A 23,263-nucleotide genomic window follows, 5' to 3' on the forward strand; every position below is an offset into this window, starting at 1 on the left:
TTTATCGGTTCTGGGAGAACGCCCGCAACGATTCGACCTGCGCCGGGTCCAGTGACGGGCGCACGTTCTCGCGGGCCTTGGCCACGTCCTCGGCGGTGACGTCGGCCGCGTCGATGGAGCGCCGCATCGCCGTCAGGGCGGCTTCGCGCAGCAGCGCAACACAGTCCGCGGCGCTGTACCCGTCCAGATCCTCGGCCAGCGCATCGAGGTCCACATCGTCGGCGAGCGGGATGGACTTACCCGACGTGCGCAGAATGTCCTTGCGTGCCTGCGCATCCGGGGGTTCGACGAACACCAGCTTCTCCAGCCGGCCCGGGCGCAGCAGCGCCGGGTCGATCAGGTCGGGACGGTTGGTGGCGCCCAGCACCACCACATCGCGCAGCGGGTCGATGCCGTCCAGTTCGGTCAGCAGTGCGGCCACCACCCGGTCGGTCACCCCGGAATCGTGGCTCTGCCCGCGTCGCGGTGCGAGTGCGTCGATCTCGTCGAGGAACACCAGCGAGGGCGCCGAATCGCGTGCGCGGCGGAACAATTCGCGCACCGCCTTCTCCGAGGATCCGACCCACTTGTCCATCAGCTCGGCGCCCTTGACGGCGTGCACGCTGAGGCGGCCCGAACTGGCCAGCGCGCGCACCACGAACGTCTTACCGCAGCCGGGAGGTCCGTAGAGCAGCACGCCGCGCGGGGGTTGCACGCCGAGGCGGGCGAAGGTGTCCGGGTGCTGCAGCGGCCACAGCACCGCCTCGGTGAGCGCCTGCTTGGTCTCGACCATGTCGCCGACGTCCTCGAGGGTGACCGAACCGACGGCCACCTCCTCGGTGGCCGACCGGGACAGTGGGCGGATGATCGACAGCGCCCCGTTGAAGTCATCCTGGGTCAGTGCGGGCGGCTGCCCGTCGGCGCTGGCCCGCGCGGCGGCCCGCAGAGCRGCCTCGCGGACCAGGGCGGCCAGGTCGGCGACGACGAAACCGGGTGTGCGTTCCCCGATCTCGTCGAGGTTCAGGTCACCGGCGGGTACCCCGCGCAGCAGCACCTCCAACAGGGCCCTGCGGGTCGCGCCGTCGGGCAGGCTCAGCCCGAGTTCGCGGTCACACATATCGGGTGCCCGCAGCCGCGCGTCGACGTTGTCGGGTAGCGCCGAGGTGGCGATGAAGGCGGCGCCCTTGGTGGACACCGCGTTGCGCAGTTCGGTGAGGATCAGGGTGGCCACCGGTTCGGCGGTGGCGGGCAGCAGCGCGTCGATGTCGGTGATGAGCAGCACACCGCCGCCGTCGCGGACCGAGTTGACCGCGGACGCCACACTGGACAGCCGGTCCTCGGCGCGCAGCGCGCCGACCTCGGGTCCGTCCAGTTCGATCAGCCGGCGCTCGGCGCAGACCGCCCGCACCAGGGTGGACTTGCCCACACCGGCGGGCCCGGACACGAGCACACCGAGATTGGCTGTGGCGCCCAGGCTTTCCAGCAACTGCGGCTCGTCGAGCGCCAGCTTGAGCCATTCGGCCAGCTTGCCGGCCTGCACGTGGGCACCCTTGAGATCATCGAGTGGGATCGCGGGTGCGGCCGGCGCCTGGCTGGGGGTGGCCGGGGTGGTGACGGTGGTGCCGTCGCCCCAGCAGACATTCGAATTGGGTTGCACGCTCACGGTTCCGGCCGGATCCACGTCGGTCACCGTCAGCAGCTCGGAGGTCCAGGTGATGCCCACCGAGGTGGTCAGCGCGGTGGTCGCCGCCGATGTCGAGGTGCCCGGGCCGAGATCGCGGGGCAGCAGCGAAACGGTGTCGCCGACGGTCATCACCTTGCCCAGCAGCGCCATGCGCAGCGTCGCCGGCGTCACCGACTGGGTGGCCAGCCGGGAACCGGTCAGGGTGACCGAACGGGCGCCGAACACCGTCACCGGGGCCACCACCACCTCCGCGTTCTCCCGCAAACCGGCGTTGGACAGCGTCACATCGTCGACCAGTGCCACCCCGGCCGGGGTGCCGCCGGGTGCCAGGCCCACCACCGCCGCGGTGCTGCGCGCACCCAGCAGGGACACCGCGTCCCATTCACGGATGCCCAAGGCGGCGATGGCCTCGGGATGCAGGCGCACCACCCCGCGCCGGCTGTCCAGGGCCGAGGTGGTCAGCCGGGCGGTCAGCCGGAGTTCGGTCATTTGCGGCCCTGCGGCTTGCGCAGGCCCAGCCGCGACATAGAGCGGCGGTGCGGCTGGGCGGCGCGGCGGATCTCGCGGCGGGCCTGACGGCGTTGGCCCGGTTTGTCGTTCCACGTCTCCGGTCGTGCCGCAACCCAGCGTTGACTGCGGATGGTGAAGGGGATGACGCAGACGTAGCCGACCACGATGAGCAGCAGCAGCACGTAGGGGAACAGCAGCAGCGCGGCGGCTGCAGCGGCGATGGCGATCAACAGGAACGGCGCCGCGTTGGGCGGCATCGAGACCGATTTCAGCGCCAGCGTGGGGATGCGGCTGACCAGCAGGGTGGCGTTCGCCGCGAACCACAGACACACGAACCAGGGTGCGGTCCACCAGCCCTGGCCGAACTGCAGCATGGCGGCCAGCGGCGCGATGACGCCGACGGCCCCGCAGGGCGCGGGCATGCCGGTGAAGTACTGCCGCGTGTAGGCGGGTTTGGTGGTGTCGTCGAGCAACGCGTTGAAGCGCGCCAACCGCAGCACGATGCACACGCAGTACAGCAGCGCGAAGATCCAGCCCACCGGGGACGTCGGCAGCAACGTCACGTACACCACCAGCGCGGGCGCCACGCCGAAGTTCACCGCGTCGGCCAGCGAGTCGATCTCGGCGCCCATCCGCGACTGGGCATCCAGCGCGCGGGCGATGCCGCCGTCGATACCGTCCAGGATCGCGGCGGCGCCGATCAGCGCGAGGGCGATATGAGGCTGGTCGTCGAGCGCGAACTTGATGGACGTCAGCCCCGCGCAGATCGCCAGCACCGTGGTGGCGCTCGGCAGGATGCGCATCGCCGCCGGGCGTGGTTTGGTGCGTTGCATCAGGGCAGCTCGGCTAGGACGGTTTCCCCGCCGATGGCCCGCTGGCCGCTCTCCACCAGCACATGGGCATCGGTGGGGAAGTAGGTGTCCAGCCGGGAGCCGAACCGGATCAGTCCGTAGGTCTCGCCGAGGGCCAGCTTGTCACCGGTGTGGGCGCTGCACACGATGCGCCGGGCGATCAGTCCGGCGATCTGCACGGCGACGATGTCCACGCCGTCCTCGGTGCGCAGCCACAGGCTGTTGCGTTCGTTGTCCTCGCTGGCGGTGTCCTTGTCCGCGGAGAGGAACTTGCCCGGGCGGTGCTGCACCGCCATGACCTCGCCGGCCACCGGCGCGCGCTGCACGTGCGCGTCGAAGATGGACAGGAAGATGCTGATCCGCTTCATCGGGGCGTCGCCGATGCCGAGTTCCGCGGGCGGCACCGCGGTGTCCAGCAGGGTGACCAGCCCGTCGGCCGGTGCCACGACGACACCGGGACGGCTCGGGGGCACGCGGGGCGGATGCCGGAAGAACAGTGCGCTGAAGCTCGCGGCGCCGAGACCGGCATTGCGCAGCCAGCGTCGGTTGCGGCCGGCGGCCGCCAAGCCCAGCCCGCCCGCGATGAACGGCAGGCCGGCCTGATGGACCGGAGGGACGGTGGAACGGACGAGTTCGATGAAGCGTTGCGCTTCTGAGCGGTCGTCATCGGGTGATCGCGCAGGTCTGGCCATATTGGCTCCCGATTCTACGTTGGACGGGGGTTTCAGCGGCTGGACAGGTCCCACACGTCGACCTGTGACCCGGCGGCCACCTTGTCGACACCCTGGGGGATGTCCAGCAGGCAGTTCGACGAGGCCAGCCAGCGCAGGTGGTGCGAGGCGGGCGGTCCGTAGCTGGTGACGATGTCGCCAGTGAGCACACCGCGGCGGAACTGGCGTTTGCCGGCCGGGGAGGTCAGGTCCTCGGCGAGGGTGGCGGTGATGCGGGGGCGATCGGCAAGCAGTCCCATCGCGGCGCGCAGCGGCGGACGCAGGAACACCTCGAAGGACACCAGGGCGCTGACCGGGTTGCCGGGCAGCGTGACGATCGGGACGCCGGCCACCCGCCCGCAGCCCTGCGGCATGCCGGGCTGCATGGCCACCTTGGTGAACTCGACCTCGCCGCCCAAGGCGTCCTTGACCACCTCGTAGGCCCCTGCGCTCACCCCGCCGGTGGTGATGATCAGGTCGGCCTGCCCGGCGTGGGCTTCCAGTGCGGCGCGGAACGCGGCGACGTCGTCACCGACCATCGTCGAGGCGATCACCTCGGCGCCCGCGTCGCGGACGGCGGCGGCCAGCATCACCGCGTTGGACTCGTAGATCTGGCCGGGCAGTAGCGCAGTGCCGGGCGCGACCAGCTCCGTTCCCGTCGACATCACCAGCACCCGGGGCCGGGGCAGCACGCTGACCTCGGCCAGCCCCAGCGCGGCGACCAGGCCCAGCGCTGCCGGGGTGAGCAGCTGGCCGGCCCGCAGCACCGTGGTGCCGGCGGCGACGTCCTCGCCGGCGCGCCGGATGTGCTGACCGTCTTTGGTGGCGGCACGGATCTGCACCTGTTCGGCGCTGGTCGAGAAATCCGCGTCCGTCGACTCGACGGGAACCACGGTGGTGGCCCCCGGCGGCAGCGGCGCCCCGGTCATGATGCGTTGTGCGGTACCGGGTTTCAGCGGCTGGGTATCGGTGCGCCCGGCCGGGATGTCATCGGTGACCGGCAGCGTCACCGGGTTCTCGGCAGTGGCTGCGGCGATGTCGGTGGCCAGCGCCGCGAACCCGTCCATCGCCGAGTTGTCGAAACCGGGCAGCGACAGCGCGGCGACCACGTCGGTGGCCAGCACCAGCCCAAGCGCGTCCCCGGGTGCCAGCACCACCGCCGGGCGGGCCTGCACCAAATCGGCGATGACCCGCTGGTGCTCCTCGACCGAACGCATCAGAGCGGGAACGTCACGCCGGTCAGTTCCTCGGACACYGTCCACAGCCGCTGCTGGATGGCGATGTCGTGGGACTGGGCGCTGGAGGTCACCAGATGCGGATGGCCGACGATTCCCATGGAGGCGATCGGGAAGGCCGGTCCGTAGTACTGCCCGCCGCGGACATCCTTGGCGGTGGCGGCGCGCAGGGTGGCCAGCGCGCCGACCAGCGGCGAGTTGGTGACCAGGCCGGCCAGGGTGTCGAAACCGGGCAGGGTGTTGCCGGGGGTGTGCCGCATCAGTTCGGTGTTGGAGACACCGGGATGGGCTGCCACCGACAGGGTGTTCTTGCCGGCCAGGCGGCGGTTCAGGTCGTAGCTGAACATCAGGTTGGCCAGCTTGGCCTGCCCGTAGGCGGCGACGCGGTTGTACTTCTTGCGTTCCCACTGCAGATCGTCGAAGTCGATCTTGGCCTGATTGCGGTGCGCGATGCTGGCGACCGTCACCACCCGTGAATTCTCCACGGGCAGAATGTTCTCCAACAACAGTCCGGTGAGGGCGAAGTGGCCCAGATGGTTGGTGCCGAACTGCAATTCGAAACCGTCGGCGGTGGTCTGCTTCGGTGGGTACATCACGCCGGCGTTGTTGATCAGCAGATCGATGCGCGGGTGGTCGGCCTTGAGCTGCGCGGCCGCGGTGCGGACCGACTCCAGTGACCCCAGGTCGAGGGCCACCACCTTGAGGTCGGCATCGGGTACGGCGGCGCGGATCTTGGCCGCGGCCTGGTCACCCTTGGCGGTGTCGCGCACCGCGATGACGACCCGGGCGCCGCGGTCGGCGAGCACCCTGGCGGTTTCGTAGCCGAGGCCGGTGTTGGAACCCGTGACGATCGCGACCCGCCCGGACTGGTCAGGGACATGTGCTTCGGTCCATTTCTGGCTCATGCCTAGAACATACGGTCCCGGACCGCCATGCTCGAGTGATGGGTGCACCCGTGCTGATGAGGGAACCGGCCTATCCACCCAGTCGCAGCGCACCGTTGGTGTGGGCGCTGGGTGCGGCGATTCCATGGCTGGCCGTCGCGTTGGGCCAGGTGGTGTGGTTCGTCCTGGACGGCCGGATGCCCTGGCTGCATGTGGGCGTCGCGGCCGCCACCATGGTGGGCGCGCTGGTCTCGGTGGTGGTCGCTCCGATCTGGCGCTACCGGGTGCACCGATGGGAGATCAGCCCGCAGGCGGTGTTCACCCGCAGCGGATGGCTGGTGCAGGAACGCCGTATCGCGCCGATATCGCGGGTGCAGACCGTCGACACCTACCGCGGGCCGCTGGACCGGCTGTTCGGCCTGGCCAATGTGACGGTGACAACGGCGTCCTCGGCGGGGGCGGTGCGCATCGTGGCCCTCGACGCGTCCGTCGCCGACCAGGTGGTCGCCCAGCTGACCGACATCGCCACCCTCGGCGGCCACGATGCGACATGAGTAGTGCGGTCTGGCAACGTCTTTCGCCGCGCATGCTGTTGGTCCACCCGGTGCACGAAGTGCTCAACCAGCTGCCGTTGCTGATCGGGGCGATCGTGCTGGGGTCGGCCACCCAGAATCCGGTGTGGTCGCTGGTCGGCGTCGGCGTCATCGTGATGCTGGGATTGGCCAGATGGTTCACCACCAGTTATCGGATCGACGAACGCGACATCATGCTGCGCACCGGGCTGCTGCAGCGTAATGAACTGTCGGTGCCGCGCAACCGGATCCGTTCGGTGCAGACCGAGGCGCGGCTGCTGCACCGACTGCTCGGGTTGACCGTGCTGCGCGTCTCCACCGGACAGGAGGCCAAGGGCGACAACGCTTTCGAGCTCGATGCGGTGCGCTCCGATCAGGTCGCCGGGCTGCGGGCGGTATTACTGGGCGAGCAACGCGACGATGCCCCCGCGGGCGAGCCGTTGGCGTCCTGGGCGCCGTCATGGCTGCGCTACAGCCCGCTGAGCTGGTCGGGACTGCTGATGATCGGTGCCGCGCTGGGCGTGGCGTACCAGGCGGGACTCGGTGATGTGCTGCAGCAGTGGGTGCTGCTGTTCGGCGGTCCCTGGCTGATCGTCGGCGCGGTGCTGGCCGGGGTGGTGTTGGCGGTCGGGCGATCGCTGCTGACCTACGGGAACCTGGCGCTCACCCGTCGTGCCGACACGCTGAATCTGGTGCACGGGCTGCTGAAGGTCCGGGAACACACCTATGACCTGCGCCGCCTGCGCGGCGGCACACTGCGCGAGCCGCTGCTGGTGCGCGCGCTGGGCGGGGCCCGGTTGGACGCCGTGATGACCGGCGTGGCGGGAGCGGGGGAGTCGTCGCTGCTGCTGCCGGCCTGCCCGGTCGGCACCGCGCGGGGCGTGCTGAGCGAACTGGTCGGAAACGCCGACGTGGTCGCCGGTCCGTTGGTGGCGCATGGGCCCGCCGCGGTGCGGCGGCGGTGGGTCAGGGCGTTGTTGGTTCCGGTGGGTGTCGCGGTGGTGCTGCCGTTGCTCGCGGTGCCGGGGTGGGCCTGGGGGCTCTGGGGTGTGCTTCTCGTGGCGTGTGCGGGCCTGGCGGTGGACCGGGTGTGTGCGCTGGGTCACCGGGTGGACGGACAGTGGCTGGTGAYCCGCGCCGGCAGCGTCGAACGACGGCGGGACTGCGTGCAGACCGCGGGCATCATCGGGTGGACCGTGCGCCAGACCTGGTTTCAGCGTCGCGCCGGGGTGGCGACCCTGGTGGCGGCCACCGCCGCGGGTACCAAACGCTATGTGCTGATCGATGTGCCGGCCGAGATGGCATGGACGGTGGCGGCGACGGCCTCCCCGTGGGTCGCAGACAGCGTGTGGTGCGCCTAGTCTCGCTGCATGGCAATCGGTGGAGTGCTTTTCGATATCGACGGGGTGCTGGTGACCTCGTGGCAGCCGATCGACGGTGCCGCCCGGACGCTGCAGGTGCTGGCGGACAACCAGATTGCCCGGTCCTACCTGACCAACACCACCACCCGCACCCGCACCCAGATCGCCGACCTGCTGAGCACCGCGGGGATGTCGGTGAGCCCCGACGAGGTGATCACCGCCGCCGCGCTGACGGCCGACTACGTCCGGGACCGGTATCCGGGGGCGCGATGTTTTCTGGTCAACAGCGGCCAGATCGCCGAGGACATGCCGGGCATCGACATCGTCTACTCCAGTGACTGCAGCGGACACAGCGCCCCGGAGACCCCCGATGTGGTGCTGCTCGGCGGAGCCGGCCCGGAGTACAGCCACCTCACCCTGTCCTGGGTGTACGACTGGATGGCCCAGGGCGTGCCGGTGGTCGCCATGCACCGCAGCATGTCGTGGACCACCACCGACGGATTGCGCATCGACACCGGGATGTACCTGCACGGTATGGAGGAGTGCTCGGGGCGCAAGGCGACCGCCGTCGGCAAGCCCGCCCCCGAAGGATTCCTGTCCGCCGCCGGACGGCTCGGGGTGGATGCCGACGAGATGTACATGGTCGGTGACGACCTGAACAACGATGTGCTGGCCGGTCAGGTGGTCGGCATGACGGGCGTGCTGGTGCGCACCGGGAAGTTCCGCCAGGACACGTTGGATCGTTGGGCCGCAGACGAATTCGCCATGCAGCCCGGCCACGTCATCGACTCGGTGGCCGATCTGCCGGAGTTGTTGGGGCTTTAGCGCTGCGACGCACTCAGGCTGCGCACCGCGTCGATGCGCGCCTTGATCTGCTCGCCGGAGGCCGCCGCCAGCGGTGGGCCGCCGCAGATCTGGCGTAGCTCGTTGTGGATCTGCCCGTGCGTCTTGCCGGTGCGGTGATGCGCTATCGACACCAGGGTGTTCAGCTCGCGCCGGAGTTCCTGGAGCTGGCCGTGCGTGGTGCGCGGGGCGGGCAGCCCGGCCGCGCCCGCCGCGGCGGTCCGCTTCTGCAACTGCTCGTCCTGGCGGCGGCTCAGCAGATCGCGCATCTGGCCGGCGTCGAGCAGCCCGGGAATGCCGAGATAGTCGGCCTCCTCGTCACTTCCGGCCGCGGCCGCGGTGCCGAACGACGACCCGTCGAAGATGACCTGGTCCAGTTCGGCGTCGGCGCCCAGGGACTCGAAACCCCGGTCCTGATCGGTCTTCTCGTCCTTGGTCTTGTTCGCGTCCTCGATCAGCTCGTCGTCCAGGCCGTCGGATTCACGGTGCGGTTTGCCCAGCACGTGGTTGCGCTGGGCTTCCAGCTCGCTGGCCAGTTGCAGCAGGTTGGGCACCGAGGGCAGGAAGATGCTGGCCGTCTCGCCCGCCTGCCTGCTGCGCACGAAACGCCCGATGGCCTGGGCGAAGAACAGCGGCGTCGACGCACTGGTGGCGTACACGCCGACCGCCAGCCGGGGCACGTCCACACCCTCGGACACCATGCGCACCGCAACCATCCAGGGCTCCGACGAGTCGGAGAACTCCGAGATGCGCTTCGAGGCCGTCGGATCATCGGAGAGCACCACGGTCGGGTTGGTGCCGGTGATCGTGGTCAGCAGCTTCGCGTACGCGCGCGCGGTGGTCTGGTCGGTGGCGATGATCATGCCGCCGGCATCGGGCACATGCTCGCGCTTCTGCATCAGCCGCTTGTGGGCGGCGGCGATGACCGCGGGCATCCACTGGCCCTCGGGGTTGAGCGCAGTGCGCCAGGCCCGCGCGGTCTGCTCGGCGTTCAGCGGTTCGCCGAGGCGTGCGGCATGTTCCTCGCCGGCGCTGTCGCGCCAGCGGGCCTCACCGGAGTAGGCCATGAACACCACGGGTCGCACCACGCTGTCGGCAAGGGCGTCGGCGTAGCCGTAGACGTGGTCGGCCTTGGAACGCTGGAATCCCGCCCCGTCGGTCTCATAGGTGACGAACGGGATGGGGCTGTCATCCGAGCGGAACGGCGTCCCGGTCAGCGCGAGGCGCCGCGTCGCGTCGTCGTAGGCCTCCCGGATGGCGTCGCCCCACGTCTTGGCATCTCCGCCGTGGTGGATCTCGTCGAAGATGACCAGCGTCTTGTAGTTCTCGGTGCGCACCCGGTGCCGGGTCGGGTGGCTGGCCACCTGGGCGTAGGTGACGACGATCCCGTGATAGTCGCTGGAGGTCTGTGCCGCCGAGTTGCTGAACTTGGGGTCCAGCGCCATCCCGAACCGGGCGGCCGCCTGGGCCCACTGGGTCTTGAGATGCTCGGTGGGCACCACCACCACGACCTGCGTGACGGTGCCGTCACCGAGCAACTCCGCGGCGATGCGCAACGCAAAGGTGGTCTTACCGGCACCCGGCGTCGCGACAGCCAGGAAGTCCTTCGGCCTGGCGGCGAGATACTTCACCAACGCCCGGCGCTGCCAGCCCCGCAAAGCCTGGGTGCTGGGCGCTTCGTATGCCCGCACCCGGACTCCTATCTGGTCGAAGGGCAGTCTAGGGCAATGGGTTCCGTGTTCGCATATCCGCAGGAGACGTGTCGCTGATCCGGTGGATCAGACCCCGAAATTGACGCCGGTGAGCTCCTCGGAGACCGCCCACAGCCGGCGCTGCAGGTCCAGATCGTAGGACTGCGCGCTGCTGGCCACCACGACCGGGTTGCCCTTCTGCTGGCCGATGCCGTCGGGGCCGTAGTACTGGCCGCCGAGCGCGCCGGGGTCGGTGGCCGCCCGCAGTGAGGGTAGCGCCCCGCCCGCCGGGCTCTGCGCGATCAGCGGCGCGACGAGCTGGAAGGCACGTTCCACCGGCTTGGGGACGTTGCGTGCCAGCTCGGTGGTGGACGTGCCCGGGTGGGCGGCCAGGGCGATGGTCCTGCCGCGCGGGGCGAGGCGGCGCTGCAGTTCGTAGGTGAACAGCAGGTTGGCCAGCTTCGACTGCGTGTAGGCGCCCATCCGGCTGTAGGAGCGTTCCCACTGCAGGTCGTCGAAGTGGATGGCGCCGCCCATCTTGTGGCCGTTGCTGCTGACCGTGACGATGCGGGCGCCGTCCACATCGAGGATGGCGTCGAGCAATAACCCGGTGAGCGCGAAGTGGCCCAGATGGTTGGTGCCGAACTGCAGCTCGAAACCGTCCTTGGTGGTGCCCTTCGGCGTGGTCATCACGCCGGCGTTGTTGATCAGCAGGTCGATCTTGTCGTGACCGCCCTTCAGCGCCTCGGCGGCCTCGCGGATGGAGGCCAGCGAGGTCAGGTCGAGTTCCTGGACCGTCACATTCCCGGACATCTGCGCGGCGGCCTGTTTGCCCTTGGCGGCGTCGCGCACCGCGATGACGACGTCGGCGCCCTTGGCGGCCAGCGCCTTGGCGGTCTCGAAGCCCAGCCCGGTGTTGGCACCGGTGATGATGGCCGTGCGGCCGGTCTGGTCCGGAATGTCGGCGGTGGTCCATGTGGTCATGAGGGATATCCTGTCAGAAGTGGAGGAGTCGTTCCGTATAGACGGAACGCACGCCCCGCTTTGTTTAGTTCCCGGGAGGTCGAAAACGATGCGCGCCGATGCGGCACGGAACCGCGCCCGGGTGCTCGAGGTGGCCTATGACACCTTCGCCGCCGACGGCCTCGGGGTGCCCATCGATGAGATCGCCCGGCGCGCCGGCGTCGGCGCCGGAACCGTCTACCGCCATTTCCCGGCCAAGGAGGATCTGTTCCGGGCGGTGATCGAGGACCGGATGCGGCACATCGTCGACGAAGGACGCGCACTGCTCGATTCGGATCCGGCCGGAGCGATCTTCACGTTGATGAGAGCCATGGTGCTCGACTGGGGCGCCACCGACCGCGGACTGGTCGAGGCCTTCGCCGGTGCCGGGCTCGACGTCAACCGTGCGGTGCCCGAGGCCGAAGCCGAGTTCCTCGGCATGGTCGGGGACCTGCTGGCCGCCGGCCAGGCCGCCGGAACCGTGCGCGCCGATGTCACGGTGCCGGAGGTCAAAGGGCTCGTGGTGGGTCTGCAGGCGATGCAGGCCTACAACTCGGCGGTCGCCRAAACGGGTTTGGCCGTCGTGTTCGACGGGCTACGCGGCAAGTGAACAGGGGCTAACCAACCTTGCACTCGCCATGGGAGAGTGCTAAAAATGACGTTGGCACTCTCGATCTGTGAGTGCTAGGTCGGGCCGGTGAGGCAGGGAGCACACCCACGCCGTCCGTCGCGGGCACTGAACCCGACCAAAAAAAGACGTGCAATTCCCAACCGGAGGAATCACCTCGCAATGGCCAAGACAATTGCGTATGACGAAGAGGCCCGCCGCGGCCTCGAGCGGGGCCTCAATGCCCTCGCTGACGCCGTAAAGGTGACGCTCGGCCCCAAGGGTCGCAACGTCGTCCTGGAAAAGAAGTGGGGCGCCCCCACGATCACCAACGATGGTGTGTCCATCGCCAAGGAGATCGAGCTGGAGGACCCGTACGAGAAGATCGGCGCTGAGCTGGTCAAAGAGGTCGCCAAGAAGACCGATGACGTCGCAGGCGACGGCACCACCACCGCCACCGTGCTGGCCCAGGCACTGGTTCGCGAAGGTCTGCGCAACGTCGCGGCCGGCGCCAACCCGCTCGGCCTGAAGCGCGGCATCGAGAAGGCCGTCGCGGCCGTCACCGAGCGCCTGCTCTCGACCGCCAAAGAGGTCGAGACCAAGGAGCAGATCGCTGCCACCGCCGGTATCTCCGCCGGTGACCAGTCCATCGGTGACCTGATCGCCGAGGCGCTGGACAAGGTCGGCAACGAGGGTGTCATCACCGTCGAGGAGTCCAACACCTTCGGCCTGCAGCTCGAGCTCACCGAGGGTATGCGCTTCGACAAGGGCTACATCTCGGGTTACTTCGTGACCGACGCCGAGCGCCAGGAAGCCGTCCTGGAGGATCCCTACATCCTGCTGGTCAGCTCCAAGGTCTCGACCGTCAAGGACCTGCTGCCCCTGCTGGAGAAGGTCATCCAGTCCGGCAAGCCGTTGCTGATCATCGCCGAGGACGTCGAAGGCGAAGCCCTGTCGACCCTGGTGGTCAACAAGATCCGTGGCACCTTCAAGTCCGTCGCCGTCAAGGCCCCGGGCTTCGGTGACCGCCGCAAGGCCATGCTGCAGGACATCGCGATCCTGACCGGTGGCCAGGTTGTCAGCGAAGAGGTCGGCCTCTCCCTGGAGACCGCGGACATCGCCCTGCTGGGCACCGCCCGCAAGGTCGTCATCACCAAGGACGAGACCACCATCGTCGAGGGCTCGGGCGACTCCGATGCCATCGCCGGTCGCGTGGCCCAGATCCGTGCCGAGATCGAGAACAGTGACTCCGACTACGACCGCGAGAAGCTGCAGGAGCGCCTGGCCAAGCTGGCCGGCGGCGTTGCAGTCATCAAGGCCGGAGCTGCCACCGAGGTGGAGCTCAAGGAGCGCAAGCACCGCATCGAGGACGCCGTCCGCAACGCGAAGGCTGCCGTCGAAGAGGGCATCGTCGCCGGTGGCGGCGTGGCTCTGCTGCAGTCGGCTCCGGCGCTCGACGAGCTGAAGCTCGAGGGTGACGAGGCCACCGGTGCCAACATCGTGCGTGTCGCGCTGTCGGCTCCGCTCAAGCAGATCGCCTTCAACGGTGGTCTGGAGCCCGGTGTCGTCGCCGAGAAGGTGTCGAACCTGCCCGACGGTCACGGCCTGAACGCCGCGACCAACGTGTACGAGGACCTGCTGGCCGCCGGCGTTGCCGACCCGGTCAAGGTCACCCGCTCGGCGCTGCAGAACGCGGCGTCCATCGCGGCGCTGTTCCTCACCACCGAGGCCGTCGTCGCCGACAAGCCGGAGAAGGCGTCCGCTCCCGCGGGCGACCCGACCGGTGGCATGGGCGGTATGGACTTCTAAGTCCCTTTCACGAGAAAAGCCCCGGTGCGCTCGCGTGCCGGGGCTTTTTCGTGTCCTTGTGCTGACGCAATGTCACTCTGACAGCGGCGTCATGCCTATATATCCACCGCGGCGCTGTCAGAGTGACATTGCGATCGGCCCGCGATGTGCGCGCCGGCGGATGACGGACAGAATGTCGGCGACGACAACGTCCCAGCGATAGACAACATCCTCATAGGTCAGTCGAATCACCAAGAACCCCAAGCCTGCGGCCACTCGGTCCCGCGTCCGGTCGGTCTGATATCTGGGGAGGTGGTGCTCACGGCTGTCGGCTTCGATGATGAGCCGATCGCCCACGAGAAAGTCGACTCGGCCCACTCCCGGTACGTCCACTTGGGACCGTAATCCGATTCCCAGGGCTCGAAGCCGCAACCGGATGACCGTCTCGGTGCCGGACTCGCTCTTGCCGTCGCATCGTCCGGCGAGGTTCAGATGGGCGAAACGTGACGCCGCCACAATCGCGCGGGCATCCGCCATCTCGATCATGTGCTTGTTCAGCATCGAGTCCAGCACCACGACGACGCCCTCGGCATCGAGGCAGTTCGCCGCCGACGCGACCGCGATGTCCGCGGGATCGACGGCACCGACGATGGGCGGGTCCAGTCGATACGGATGGCAGGACCTGACTCCCGCACGGGTCCGGCGTGCCCGGGAGGAGTACCGGATGTGCAGGGCGGAATCGGGAACCCAGACGCGGCGTAGGCGCAGCGCCGAGACGCACGTCAGGACACCCCCGGCTGAGACCGCGCGGACGACCTGCGGGTCGGCAGATTGACTGGCGTACCAGCCGCGCCGAACCTGCAGCCAACCCTGCCTTGTGATTTGCGACGGTGATACCCCGGCGGTACGCAGCTGCGCGGCGGACACCACGCCGCCGTTCGCCGCGAGAACGTGCGCAATCCCTGCCACCGATCAATTGCAGCTCACGAAAAGTGGTGAACGACAGCCCCAGATGCCAACCTGTGGATAACTCGGCCAGGTACTGATCAGCTTTTCAGCGGAACACAATCGTGCAGACCTCCGGGATCGGTACCCTCGCCGGGCTCGATGGCGCTGCGGTGCAACACCGCGCGACTCGGCGTCAGGCGCACGCCGGCCTCGGTGACCTCGGCGGTCCCGTCGACGATCAGCGAATAGCCCGTCGGTTCCCGGGGCGGCCACAGCACGGTGACGGCCTCGTGCGCGCCGGCGTTGCGCCGGGTGGTGCCGCCGAGTGGCCCGATGACGAACGCGCCGTCTTCGAAGACCGGTGTCACCGCCACCGTGTGCGCACGGAAATCGTCCCCGACGGTGATCAGGTAGCCGAAGGGGAAGTCGACCAGGGTTTCGGCCAGCTTGTCCAGATCCACCTTGACGCTCATGACGCGAGAATACGGCGCGCCAGGAATAGCGAAGGGTGTCGTGCGATTGTGTGGAGTATGCCGCTTCCCGCTCCGTCACCCGCCAGCACCGCCGTCATCACCGGAGCCTCCGCGGGGATCGGCGCCGATATCGCCCGTGAACTCGTCTCCCGCGGATACGGGGTCACCCTGGTCGCGCGGCGTGAGGACAAGCTGCGCGAGCTGGCCGCCGAACTGTCCGGATCGGTACGTGTCGAGGTCATCGCCTGCGACGTGTCCGATCCCGACGCCCGCGCCGGCCTGTTCGACGAGGTCGAGCGACGCGGACTGCAAGCCGACATCCTGGTCAACAACGCCGGTATCGGCACCATGGGCGCGGTCAAGGACGCGGACGTGGCCCAAGAGATCGCCCAGATCCGGGTGAACGTGGAGGCCGTCATCGACCTGACGACGCGCGCCGTGCAGCTGATGGTCCCGCGTGGTCGCGGTGCCATCCTCAACGTCGGCTCCACCGCCGGTTTCCATCCCTTCCCCGGGCAGGCCGGCTACGCGGCGACCAAGGCGTTCGTGCGCTCCTACACCGACGGACTGCGGGCCGAGCTGGCCGGCACCGGCGTCACCGTGGCGACGCTGAACCCCGGCCCGGTGCGCACCGAGTTCATCGCGGCCGCCGGGATGGACGAGCGCGAATTCGCGGACGCATTCCCGAAATTCATGTGGGTGCCCGCCCGTCAGGTGGCCAAGGCCGGGATCGACGCGCTGGCCGCCGACCGTGGCAGCGTCATCCCGGGCCTGGCAAACCAGGTGTCCACCCGGCTCTTCCAGCTGATCCCGAAGCGGCTGCTGCTGCCCGTGCTGGCCAAGCAGCATCCCGCGCTGAAGCCCGCCGCCTCAGCCGGCTGACGGCCAGGGCCGCATCCAGCCCTCGACGGGCAGATCCAGCCCGTTGCACAGGGTGCAGATGGTCCGATACCACCCCACGGCGATCAGCAGCTCCAACCGCTGTTCCTCGGAGAGGCTGTCTCCCAGTGCTTTCCAGGTTGCTGTCGACCACGAGCCAGATCCTTCGAGCTCGTCGACGGCCGCGATCAGCACGCGCTCATCGGCCGACCACTCGACCGGCGTGCCGGTGACCAGCGCGTCGCACTCGGCATCGGACACCCCGGCGATCGGACCCCAGAACGCCGCTTGGCCGCCCCACTCGTAACCGCAGCCGACCAGCGCGCAGATCCGCAAGATCGCGATGGTGCGCACCCGCGGCGGCAGCAGCGCGTCGACGTAGAGCGCCTCGCCGAGCTTGCGCAGCTTGGCGGCCAGCGCGGGGTGACGCTGCAGCACCCGCACCAGCAGCAACGGTTCATACGTGCGGTCGGGATGGCCCCAGCTGGAGATGCCGGCGGTGTCCTCGTCACTCCACGGGGGAGGCAGCGGTGCGACCCGGCTCATGAGGTCGGCGCTGCCTGGCGCCCGCGCACCAGCCGGCCCGGCCGGGCCTCGGTGGGCACCCCGTTCTCGGCAATGATCTCCCCGGACACGATGGTGGCGACATAGCCGTCGGCACGCTGATCGAGTCGGCGTCCCCCGGCGGGCAGGTCGGCCTTCACCGTCGGCTGGTGCAGCCGCATGGCGGCCGCGTCGATGATGTTGAGGTCGGCCTTGTAGCCGGCGGTCAGCTGTCCGCGGTCCGCCATCCCGACGATCCGCGCCGGCACCGAGGTCAGCTCCTTGATCACCCGGGCCAGGGGCAGTCGCCCCGACGGTCGGTCCCGCACCCAGTGCGTCAGCATGTAGGTGGGAAAGCTTGCGTCACAGATCATCCCGTAGTGCGCGCCACCGTCGCCGAGTCCCAGCACGACGTCATCGCGCTGGATAAGCTCGGCCACGGTGTCCAGTGAGTGGTCCCGGAAATTGGCCAGCGTGACCAACAGCATGGCGTGACCGTCGTCGTCGAGCAGACGGTCGTACGCTTCCTCCAACGGGCTGACGTCGCGGGCACGGGCGCGCGCGCCGATCGAATCCTCGGCCGCGGGTTCATAATTCGGTGGGTCGCCGAGCGGGTACATGTAGTCCCAGGCCTGGGCGGCGAACATCAGCGGATGCCCGTCGCTGGCCGGTGCGTCGGTCAGAATACGTTCGCGGACTTCAGGTTTGCGCATCTCGGCGACCCGCTCGGCGAGCGGCAGGTCGGCGATCTCCCGGTAGGACGGGTACATGACGAAGGGGTTGCCGGACAGATCCAGACCGAGCACCAGCCCGATCGGCCGCGGGAAGATCTGGCCCGTCACGTCGCCGCCGTCCGCGTTGGCCTTCTCCACCATCCGCAGCGCATCGAGATGGATCGGCGGGCCGGCATTGCCGATGGCCAGGGTGAAGGTGACGGGCAGGCCCACCTCGGAGGCCACGTCGAACACCGCCTTCAGCGCGCCCTCGTAGTCACCGGCCATCAGATCGGGCACGAACTGCAGCAGCCCGCCGCCGGCGTCGTCGACGCCACGGGCGATGGCCTCGATCTCGGCGTATTCGGCCTCGTAACTCGGAATCGGCTGTCCGCCCGCGGTTTTGTGCAATGTCAGTCGCGACGATGCGAACCCGACAGCGCCCGCGCGGACGGCCTCCTCGGCGAGCTTGCGCATCAGTGCGAGGTCTTCGGCGGTGGGCAACTCGCGGTCGACGCCGCGCCGGCCCATGACGTACACCCGCAGCGGGGAGTGCGGCAGGAACGCGGCGACATCGATGTCCCGGCGGCGGCTGTCGAGGGCGTCGAGGAACTCGGGGAAGGTCTCCCAGGTCCATGGCAGGCCGTCGACCATCACCACACCCGGGATGTCCTCGACACCGGCCATCACGTCGACGAGCGTGTCGTGATCCTCGGGCCGGCACGGTGCGAAGCCGACGCCGCAGTTGCCCATCACGGCGGTCGTCACGCCGTGCGCCGAGGAGGGTGTCATGCGGTCACTCCAGATGGCCTGTCCGTCGTAGTGGGTGTGCAGGTCCACGAAGCCGGGCGTGACGAGCCGTCCGGTGGCGTCGATCTCGCGGTCGCCGTCGGTGTCGACGGTGCCCACCGCGGCGATCAACCCGCCGGATATCGCGACGTCCCCGATGTACGGATCGCCGCCGAGTCCGTCGACGATGGTGCCGCCCCGAATGACGAGCTCATATGTCATACCCCGAATGTACGGTGACCGTGTGATAGATCACTTCGGAATCAACTGTGCGGATTGGGAGCGGTCGAAGGCTTTCTACGACAAGGTCCTCGGCGTACTGGGGTTCACCCGGCAGATGGATTACCAGGTCGCCATCGGCTACGGCGTCGACGGCAAACCGGACTTCTGGATCGCCGATCTGAACGCCGGGGAGGCGACGGGTCCGAACCGTGAGACGCATTTCGCGTTCCAGGCGRCCGACACCGACGCGGTGCAGGCGTTCTACGACGCCGCGGTGGAACTGGGCGCGGAGTCGTTGCACGCCCCGCGGCTGTGGCCCGAATATCACCCCGGCTACTTCGGGGCGTTCGTCCGGGACCCGGACGGCAACAACGTGGAGGCGGTCTTCCACGGGGCGGCACAGTAACGAAGTCGAGTAGCGAAATACTCACAGCGCCGCGTCACGTCGCTACTTAGTCTGTGCGCGCCGACAGGGGGTCGGCACAGTCACATTCGGGGGAATGACATGACTATTACTGTGCGTGCGCACACAAAATTGATGTCGGCGGTCTTGGCGGCCGGGCTCGTCACCGCCGCGGCTCCGGTGTGGGTGCCGCCCATACAAGAGGCCGCGCCGGCGATCAGCAGCGAGGCGGTGCTGCCGGTGTCGTTCGTGACGGATGTGCTCTACAACGCCGGGGTCGCGGTGAACGGAGTTTCCGAAGCGATCCGATCGCCGCTCCTGGCCGTCACGTCGGTGCCATACAACGCGATCAACGCGTTGGTGACGTCGATACAAGATCCGGACCTGGCAGACAACGTTCTCAGCTATCTGGCTCAGCTGTACCTGAGCACCAATTCGGGACTCAGCGCCTATCCATACCGCGTCGCCACCGGCATCTACTACATCGCGTATGTCCTGCCCGCTCCTATCGGCGACTGGGCAATGGACGCGATCGAAGGGACGATCAACTCCGTCAACTCCCTGTTCGCGGGACTGCCGAACCCGTTCCCGGGTAAGGGGGCGATTGATGCTTTCAACGCGACGACCATCGGCCGTGTGCTGCTGGCGACCCGGTACCTGATCAACACACCGACCAATCTGATCGCCGAGGCGCTCACCTGGCTCGGGTACCAGGCCTACGAAGTAGAGGCGGCGCTGGAATCGGCGATCCGGAACCCCAGCGAGATCCCGGGTCTGCTCAGCACTTTGATGCGCAATGTGCTGGACCCGAATGCGGGGCTGCTAGGAATTGTGACCAGAAACCTGGTCGCCTCGCTCGTGCTCCTGCCGGACCCCATCGGAGCCGGCGTGCAGAACGTGTACGACGACCTGGTGGACGGGTGGGGCGATCTACTCGATGCGCTGCTACCCGCCCCGGTCACACCCACGCCGTTCGCCACGGCGGCGGCTGATGAGTCGGGGTCGGTCCTGGCGACCGCTCGGGTGTCGGACGTACCCGGTGGCGATCCCGCAGTGGTCACCGTGGACGTGCCTGTGGAGTCCGTCGATCCCGTTGCGCCGTCCGACCCGGGGCCTGCCACGACCGGCGGGGTGATCGATGAGCAGGACGACGAGACCGGGAACGAAACCTTCTCTGACGACCAAGAATTGGTGGATTCCGAGGACGAGGAGCAGGTCGTCGTCGACGAGATCCCGGCCGACGAGGAAGAGATCACCGTCGACGACGAAGACAACACCGACCTGGCCGAGACCGATACCGAGGCGGACGAGCAGTCCGATGAGACGGAACCCACCGCTGACACCGACACGGACACCGACACCGACAGCCCGGCGGACAACAGCACCGACAATGACACCGCCGCCGCTGCCTGAAACGCCCTAGAACGATCGTCCTAACGTGGTTTGATGGGCGTCGTGAACGGATCAGCCCTGATGGCAGCGGTATCCGCGGTGGTGGTGCTCGCGGGGTGCGCACCCGCGCAGGACGGTGCGAGCGCGCCGAGTACGACGGTCGGTGAGACGACGAGCCGTCCGACACCCGCGTTCACGCCGCCGGCGGTCACGCTGGATGGCCTCTACGTGATCGAGTGGACCGGCTCGGGGACCCGCAACGGAGTCGCCGTCGACGATCTGCGGCGCGAGAAGAACGGCTGGGCCTTCCGCACCGCGTGCGATGACGATGGGTGCGTCGCCACCGGCGGCGGCATCCCCGACCCGGCGAAACCGCAGACCCCGCTGGCGGCCGTGCGCGTCGCCGATTACGCCGACGGACACTGGACGATGGTGTGGAGCGTGGAGAGCGGTCCGTCCTGTACGGGCGCGGACGGGGTGACCTACAGCGCGCCCGGGTGGTCGATCTGGGACATCGCGGTCGATGCCGCGGGCACGTTGACGCCGACGGTGACGCTGGTGGGTGCCGGCGATTGCCCGTACATCGAAGTGCACCGGCCGATCATGACCAGGAGCGAGGAAACCCTTGGCGGTGTCCCGGTCCCCGACCCGGCGAAGCAACCGGCCCGCATCGCCTCCGCGGCGGCGGGCTTCACCGGCGCATACACGCTGACGCGCACGCCGCGTGGACGGCCGGGTGCCGCGCAGGTGGCGAACCATCAGGTGGCCACGCATTGTCTGCGCACCGAGACCAGATGCGTCACCACATCGGTGAACAGCAAAGCGCCCGAGGACTTCTCGGTGCTTCAGTTCGACGGCAACGGGTTCGGCCGCCGAACCGCCGGGGTGAGTGAGCCCTGCGCTGCCGGTGGCACCGGTGTCGCCGAGGTCGTGGAAACCCTCAAGCCCGACGGGACCGCGGCACCGTTGCGCACGGTGTCCGGCCAACGGGTGGCGACCTTCGGCGCCGGGTGTCGCGGCAGCGTCACCGACGATGTCGAATACGCACTCGCGGCGCAGTGAGTACCTTGGCGGCCATGAGTGATGCAGCCAAGGAACTGCTCCGGGACTCCTTCACCAGACTCGTCGAGCACGTCGACGCGCTGACCGAAGGGCTCACCGATGAGGTGTCGTGGTGGCAGCCGGTGGCCGGTGCGAACAGCGTCGCGTGGCTGATCTGGCACAGCGCCCGGCAGCACGATGTGCAGCTCGCCGATATCGCCGGCACCGAGCAGGTGTGGATCCGGGACGGGTGGCGGGAACGCTTCGGGCTGGACCTGCCGGGCAACGACATGGGTTACGGGCACACCCCCGCCCAGGTCGCCAAGGTCCGGGCCCCTGCTGACCTGCTGGCCGGGTACGCCCACGCGGTGCACAAGGTGACGTTGGAGTACATCGCGTCCATCGATGACGCCGAGTTGGAGCGCGTCGTCGATGACAACTGGGACCCGCCGGTGACGGCCGCTGCCCGGCTGGTCAGCATCGTGGACGACGCGGCGCAGCACCTTGGTCAGGCCCAGTACGTCAAAGGCACCCTGGCCTCGACTTGACAGGTGTCAACCCCGGTGCGAGCTACGTCACAGCCCGGGTTTAACATGGCCCTATGACTGCCACAGCAGACCGTTCCGACGTGTCGACCATCCTGAATCCCGCCACCGGCGCGGTGGCCGGCGAGGTGCGCTGGACCAACCCCGCCGACGTCCCGCAGATCGCCGCCGGCCTGCGCGAAGCGCAACGCGAATGGGAGGCCCGCGGGGCGAAGGGCCGCGCCAAGGTGCTCGCCCGCTACGCCGTCTGGCTGGGCGACAACCGCGATGAGATCGAGCGGTTGCTGATCGCCGAAACCGGCAAATCGGCCACCGACGCGGCACAGGAAGTGCCGCTGCTGATCATGATCCTGTCGTACTACATCAAGACGGTCGAGAAGGCGATGGCGCCGGACAGCCGCCCGGCCCCGCTGCCGTTCCTGTCCATCAAGAAGATCGCCGTGCACTACCGGCCGCGCGCGGTCGTCGGGATCATCGCGCCGTGGAACTACCCCGTCGCCAACGCGATGATGGACGCCATCGGCGCGCTCGCCGCCGGTGCCGCGGTGCTGCTCAAGCCGTCCGAGCGCACCCCGCTGACCGCCGAGGTGCTGCTGCGCGGCTGGCTGGATTCCGGCGCTCCCGAGGTGCTGGCGCTGGCCCAGGGCGCGCGCGAGGTGTCCGAGGCCGTCATCGACAACTCCGACTACATCCAGTTCACCGGATCCTCGGCCACCGGCGTGAAGGTGATGGAGCGTGCCGCGCGCCGGCTCACCCCGGTCAGCCTGGAGCTGGGCGGCAAGGATCCGATGATCGTGCTCGACGACGCCGACGTGGAACTCGCCGCCAACGCCGCGGTGTGGGGCGCGATGTTCAATGCGGGCCAGACCTGCGTGTCCGTCGAGCGGGTCTACGTGCTGGAGCAGGTCTACGACCAGTTCGTCGCCGCGGTGGTCAAGGCCGTGCAGAACCTGAAGGTGGGGTCGGGCGAGGGCTACGACTTCGGCGCACTGATCGACGAGTCCCAGGTGGCGGTCACCGCCAAGCACGTCGATGACGCCCTGGCCAAAGGCGCCAGGGCGCTGACCGGCGGCAAGCGCTCCGAGGGCGCGGGCAGCTTCTACCCGCCCACCGTCCTGGTCGACGTCGACCACTCGATGGCCTGTATGACCGAGGAGACCTTCGGCCCGACCCTGCCCATCATGAAGGTGTCCTCCGTCGGTGAGGCCGTGCGGCTGGCCAACGACAGCCCCTACGGGCTGAGCGCGGCGGTGTTCTCCAAGAATGTCGAGCGCGCCAAGGACATTGCGCTGCAACTGGACTGCGGTGCCGTCAACGTCAACGACGTGATCTCCAATCTGATGTGCACCACCGCCCCGATGGGGGGCTGGAAGACCTCCGGGATCGGTGCCCGCTTCGGCGGCGTCGATGGTGTGCGCAAGTACTGCCGGCAGGAGACCGTGGTGGTGCCGCGACTGAGCGTCGGCGCCGGCGGCAACTACTACAACAACTCGCTCAAGGCGCTGGCCCGGATGAACAAGATGATGACCAAGATGGCGCTGTCGCGGCCCAAGCGCGAAGCAAAGTAGACCACCTGCTGTTCACCCGGACGTCACCGT

At 68.6% G+C, this 23,263-nt stretch carries 22 protein-coding genes; 11 read left to right on the forward strand and 11 right to left on the reverse strand.

The window, feature by feature from the left end; translation table 11 throughout:
* Nucleotide 1: 1 nt before the first annotated feature.
* Genes AC1DTF_RS10925 through AC1DTF_RS10945 form a run of 5 tightly spaced genes read right to left on the reverse strand, consistent with a single transcriptional unit; the run spans nucleotide 2 to nucleotide 5,874 of the window.
* Nucleotides 2-2,152: an AAA family ATPase gene (locus tag AC1DTF_RS10925; RefSeq protein ID WP_477474076.1), complete on the reverse strand. Its 2,151-nt coding sequence runs from the start codon at nucleotides 2,150-2,152 to the stop codon at nucleotides 2-4.
* The gene (locus AC1DTF_RS10930) at nucleotides 2,149-3,006 is read right to left on the reverse strand and encodes a CDP-alcohol phosphatidyltransferase family protein (RefSeq protein WP_057170181.1); all 858 of its coding nucleotides are present in this window, start codon (nucleotides 3,004-3,006) and stop codon (nucleotides 2,149-2,151) included. Before AC1DTF_RS10930 ends, AC1DTF_RS10925 begins: the two co-directional genes overlap by 4 nt.
* Nucleotides 3,006-3,716: a phosphatidylserine decarboxylase gene (locus tag AC1DTF_RS10935; protein ID WP_477474077.1), complete on the reverse strand. Its 711-nt coding sequence runs from the start codon at nucleotides 3,714-3,716 to the stop codon at nucleotides 3,006-3,008. The genes AC1DTF_RS10930 and AC1DTF_RS10935 overlap by 1 nt, the downstream gene beginning before the upstream one ends.
* Nucleotides 3,717-3,748: 32 nt before the next feature.
* A complete protein-coding gene (gene moeA / locus AC1DTF_RS10940; RefSeq protein ID WP_477474078.1) occupies nucleotides 3,749-4,951 on the reverse strand; it encodes a molybdopterin molybdotransferase MoeA in 1,203 nt (400 codons plus the stop codon).
* The gene (locus AC1DTF_RS10945) at nucleotides 4,951-5,874 is read right to left on the reverse strand and encodes an SDR family NAD(P)-dependent oxidoreductase (RefSeq protein WP_057170178.1); all 924 of its coding nucleotides are present in this window, start codon (nucleotides 5,872-5,874) and stop codon (nucleotides 4,951-4,953) included. Before AC1DTF_RS10945 ends, moeA begins: the two co-directional genes overlap by 1 nt.
* Nucleotides 5,875-5,912: 38 nt before the next feature.
* Between AC1DTF_RS10945 and AC1DTF_RS10950 the strand changes: the two genes are divergently transcribed.
* The 3 genes from AC1DTF_RS10950 to AC1DTF_RS10960 are packed head-to-tail and all read left to right on the forward strand — an operon-like array spanning nucleotide 5,913 to nucleotide 8,611.
* The gene (locus tag AC1DTF_RS10950) at nucleotides 5,913-6,407 is read left to right on the forward strand and encodes a PH domain-containing protein (protein ID WP_477474079.1); all 495 of its coding nucleotides are present in this window, start codon (nucleotides 5,913-5,915) and stop codon (nucleotides 6,405-6,407) included.
* On the forward strand, nucleotides 6,404-7,786 hold the full coding sequence (locus AC1DTF_RS10955) for a PH domain-containing protein (protein WP_477474080.1): 1,383 nt from the start codon (nucleotides 6,404-6,406) through the stop codon (nucleotides 7,784-7,786). The genes AC1DTF_RS10950 and AC1DTF_RS10955 overlap by 4 nt, the downstream gene beginning before the upstream one ends.
* A gap of 9 nt (nucleotides 7,787-7,795) precedes the next feature.
* Nucleotides 7,796-8,611, forward strand: coding sequence for an HAD-IIA family hydrolase (locus tag AC1DTF_RS10960; protein ID WP_057170176.1), 816 nt, complete (start codon nucleotides 7,796-7,798; stop codon nucleotides 8,609-8,611).
* On the opposite strand, the gene AC1DTF_RS10965 is transcribed toward AC1DTF_RS10960, so the two are convergent.
* On the reverse strand, nucleotides 8,608-10,320 hold the full coding sequence (locus AC1DTF_RS10965) for a DEAD/DEAH box helicase (RefSeq protein WP_057170175.1): 1,713 nt from the start codon (nucleotides 10,318-10,320) through the stop codon (nucleotides 8,608-8,610). The two genes, AC1DTF_RS10960 and AC1DTF_RS10965, sit on opposite strands and share 4 nt — an antisense overlap.
* Before the next feature lie 87 nt (nucleotides 10,321-10,407).
* Nucleotides 10,408-11,304, reverse strand: coding sequence for an SDR family NAD(P)-dependent oxidoreductase (locus tag AC1DTF_RS10970; protein WP_477474081.1), 897 nt, complete (start codon nucleotides 11,302-11,304; stop codon nucleotides 10,408-10,410).
* Between the two features lie 88 nt (nucleotides 11,305-11,392).
* Here AC1DTF_RS10970 and AC1DTF_RS10975 point away from each other — a divergent pair, with 88 nt between their 5' ends.
* Both AC1DTF_RS10975 and groL read left to right on the forward strand, forming a co-directional pair.
* Entirely contained in the window at nucleotides 11,393-11,932 is a 540-nt protein-coding gene (locus tag AC1DTF_RS10975) for a TetR/AcrR family transcriptional regulator (protein WP_477474082.1), read from the forward strand.
* Nucleotides 11,933-12,112: 180 nt separating this feature from the next.
* A complete protein-coding gene (gene groL / locus AC1DTF_RS10980) occupies nucleotides 12,113-13,738 on the forward strand; it encodes a chaperonin GroEL (RefSeq protein ID WP_057170172.1) in 1,626 nt (541 codons plus the stop codon).
* A gap of 117 nt (nucleotides 13,739-13,855) precedes the next feature.
* Here groL and AC1DTF_RS10985 read toward each other — a convergent pair whose 3' ends face one another.
* Together AC1DTF_RS10985 and AC1DTF_RS10990 are read right to left on the reverse strand one after the other, a co-directional pair.
* Nucleotides 13,856-14,686 (reverse strand): DUF559 domain-containing protein, encoded by an 831-nt coding sequence (locus AC1DTF_RS10985; protein WP_477474083.1) that lies wholly within the window; start codon nucleotides 14,684-14,686, stop codon nucleotides 13,856-13,858.
* A gap of 77 nt (nucleotides 14,687-14,763) precedes the next feature.
* Complete coding sequence (locus tag AC1DTF_RS10990; protein WP_477474084.1) at nucleotides 14,764-15,138, reverse strand: pyridoxamine 5'-phosphate oxidase family protein; 375 nt, start codon at nucleotides 15,136-15,138, stop codon at nucleotides 14,764-14,766.
* A 57-nt stretch (nucleotides 15,139-15,195) separates the two neighbouring features.
* Between AC1DTF_RS10990 and AC1DTF_RS10995 the strand changes: the two genes are divergently transcribed.
* The gene (locus AC1DTF_RS10995) at nucleotides 15,196-16,020 is read left to right on the forward strand and encodes an SDR family NAD(P)-dependent oxidoreductase (protein WP_477474085.1); all 825 of its coding nucleotides are present in this window, start codon (nucleotides 15,196-15,198) and stop codon (nucleotides 16,018-16,020) included.
* Here the strand turns inward: AC1DTF_RS10995 and AC1DTF_RS11000 are convergent.
* Together AC1DTF_RS11000 and AC1DTF_RS11005 are read right to left on the reverse strand one after the other, a co-directional pair.
* Nucleotides 16,009-16,563: a carboxymuconolactone decarboxylase family protein gene (locus AC1DTF_RS11000; RefSeq protein ID WP_057170168.1), complete on the reverse strand. Its 555-nt coding sequence runs from the start codon at nucleotides 16,561-16,563 to the stop codon at nucleotides 16,009-16,011. The genes AC1DTF_RS10995 and AC1DTF_RS11000 overlap by 12 nt on opposite strands.
* The gene (locus AC1DTF_RS11005) at nucleotides 16,560-18,284 is read right to left on the reverse strand and encodes an N-acyl-D-amino-acid deacylase family protein (RefSeq protein ID WP_477474086.1); all 1,725 of its coding nucleotides are present in this window, start codon (nucleotides 18,282-18,284) and stop codon (nucleotides 16,560-16,562) included. Before AC1DTF_RS11005 ends, AC1DTF_RS11000 begins: the two co-directional genes overlap by 4 nt.
* Before the next feature lie 22 nt (nucleotides 18,285-18,306).
* Here AC1DTF_RS11005 and AC1DTF_RS11010 point away from each other — a divergent pair, with 22 nt between their 5' ends.
* The 5 genes from AC1DTF_RS11010 (at nucleotide 18,307) to AC1DTF_RS11030 (ending at nucleotide 23,233) form a co-directional block, all read left to right on the forward strand.
* Nucleotides 18,307-18,690, forward strand: a complete 384-nt coding sequence (locus AC1DTF_RS11010) for a VOC family protein (RefSeq protein ID WP_477474087.1) — start codon at nucleotides 18,307-18,309, stop codon at nucleotides 18,688-18,690.
* Nucleotides 18,691-18,822: 132 nt separating this feature from the next.
* Entirely contained in the window at nucleotides 18,823-20,100 is a 1,278-nt protein-coding gene (locus AC1DTF_RS11015; protein WP_477474088.1) for a hypothetical protein, read from the forward strand.
* A 33-nt stretch (nucleotides 20,101-20,133) separates the two neighbouring features.
* Nucleotides 20,134-21,141, forward strand: coding sequence for a hypothetical protein (locus AC1DTF_RS11020; protein WP_477474089.1), 1,008 nt, complete (start codon nucleotides 20,134-20,136; stop codon nucleotides 21,139-21,141).
* Between the two features lie 5 nt (nucleotides 21,142-21,146).
* Nucleotides 21,147-21,668 (forward strand): mycothiol transferase, encoded by a 522-nt coding sequence (locus AC1DTF_RS11025; protein WP_477474099.1) that lies wholly within the window; start codon nucleotides 21,147-21,149, stop codon nucleotides 21,666-21,668.
* Nucleotides 21,669-21,721: 53 nt separating this feature from the next.
* Nucleotides 21,722-23,233: an aldehyde dehydrogenase family protein gene (locus tag AC1DTF_RS11030; RefSeq protein ID WP_057170164.1), complete on the forward strand. Its 1,512-nt coding sequence runs from the start codon at nucleotides 21,722-21,724 to the stop codon at nucleotides 23,231-23,233.
* Nucleotides 23,234-23,263: the final 30 nt, after the last annotated feature.

Source organism: Mycobacterium sp. P4_H6 (genome assembly GCF_056400845.1).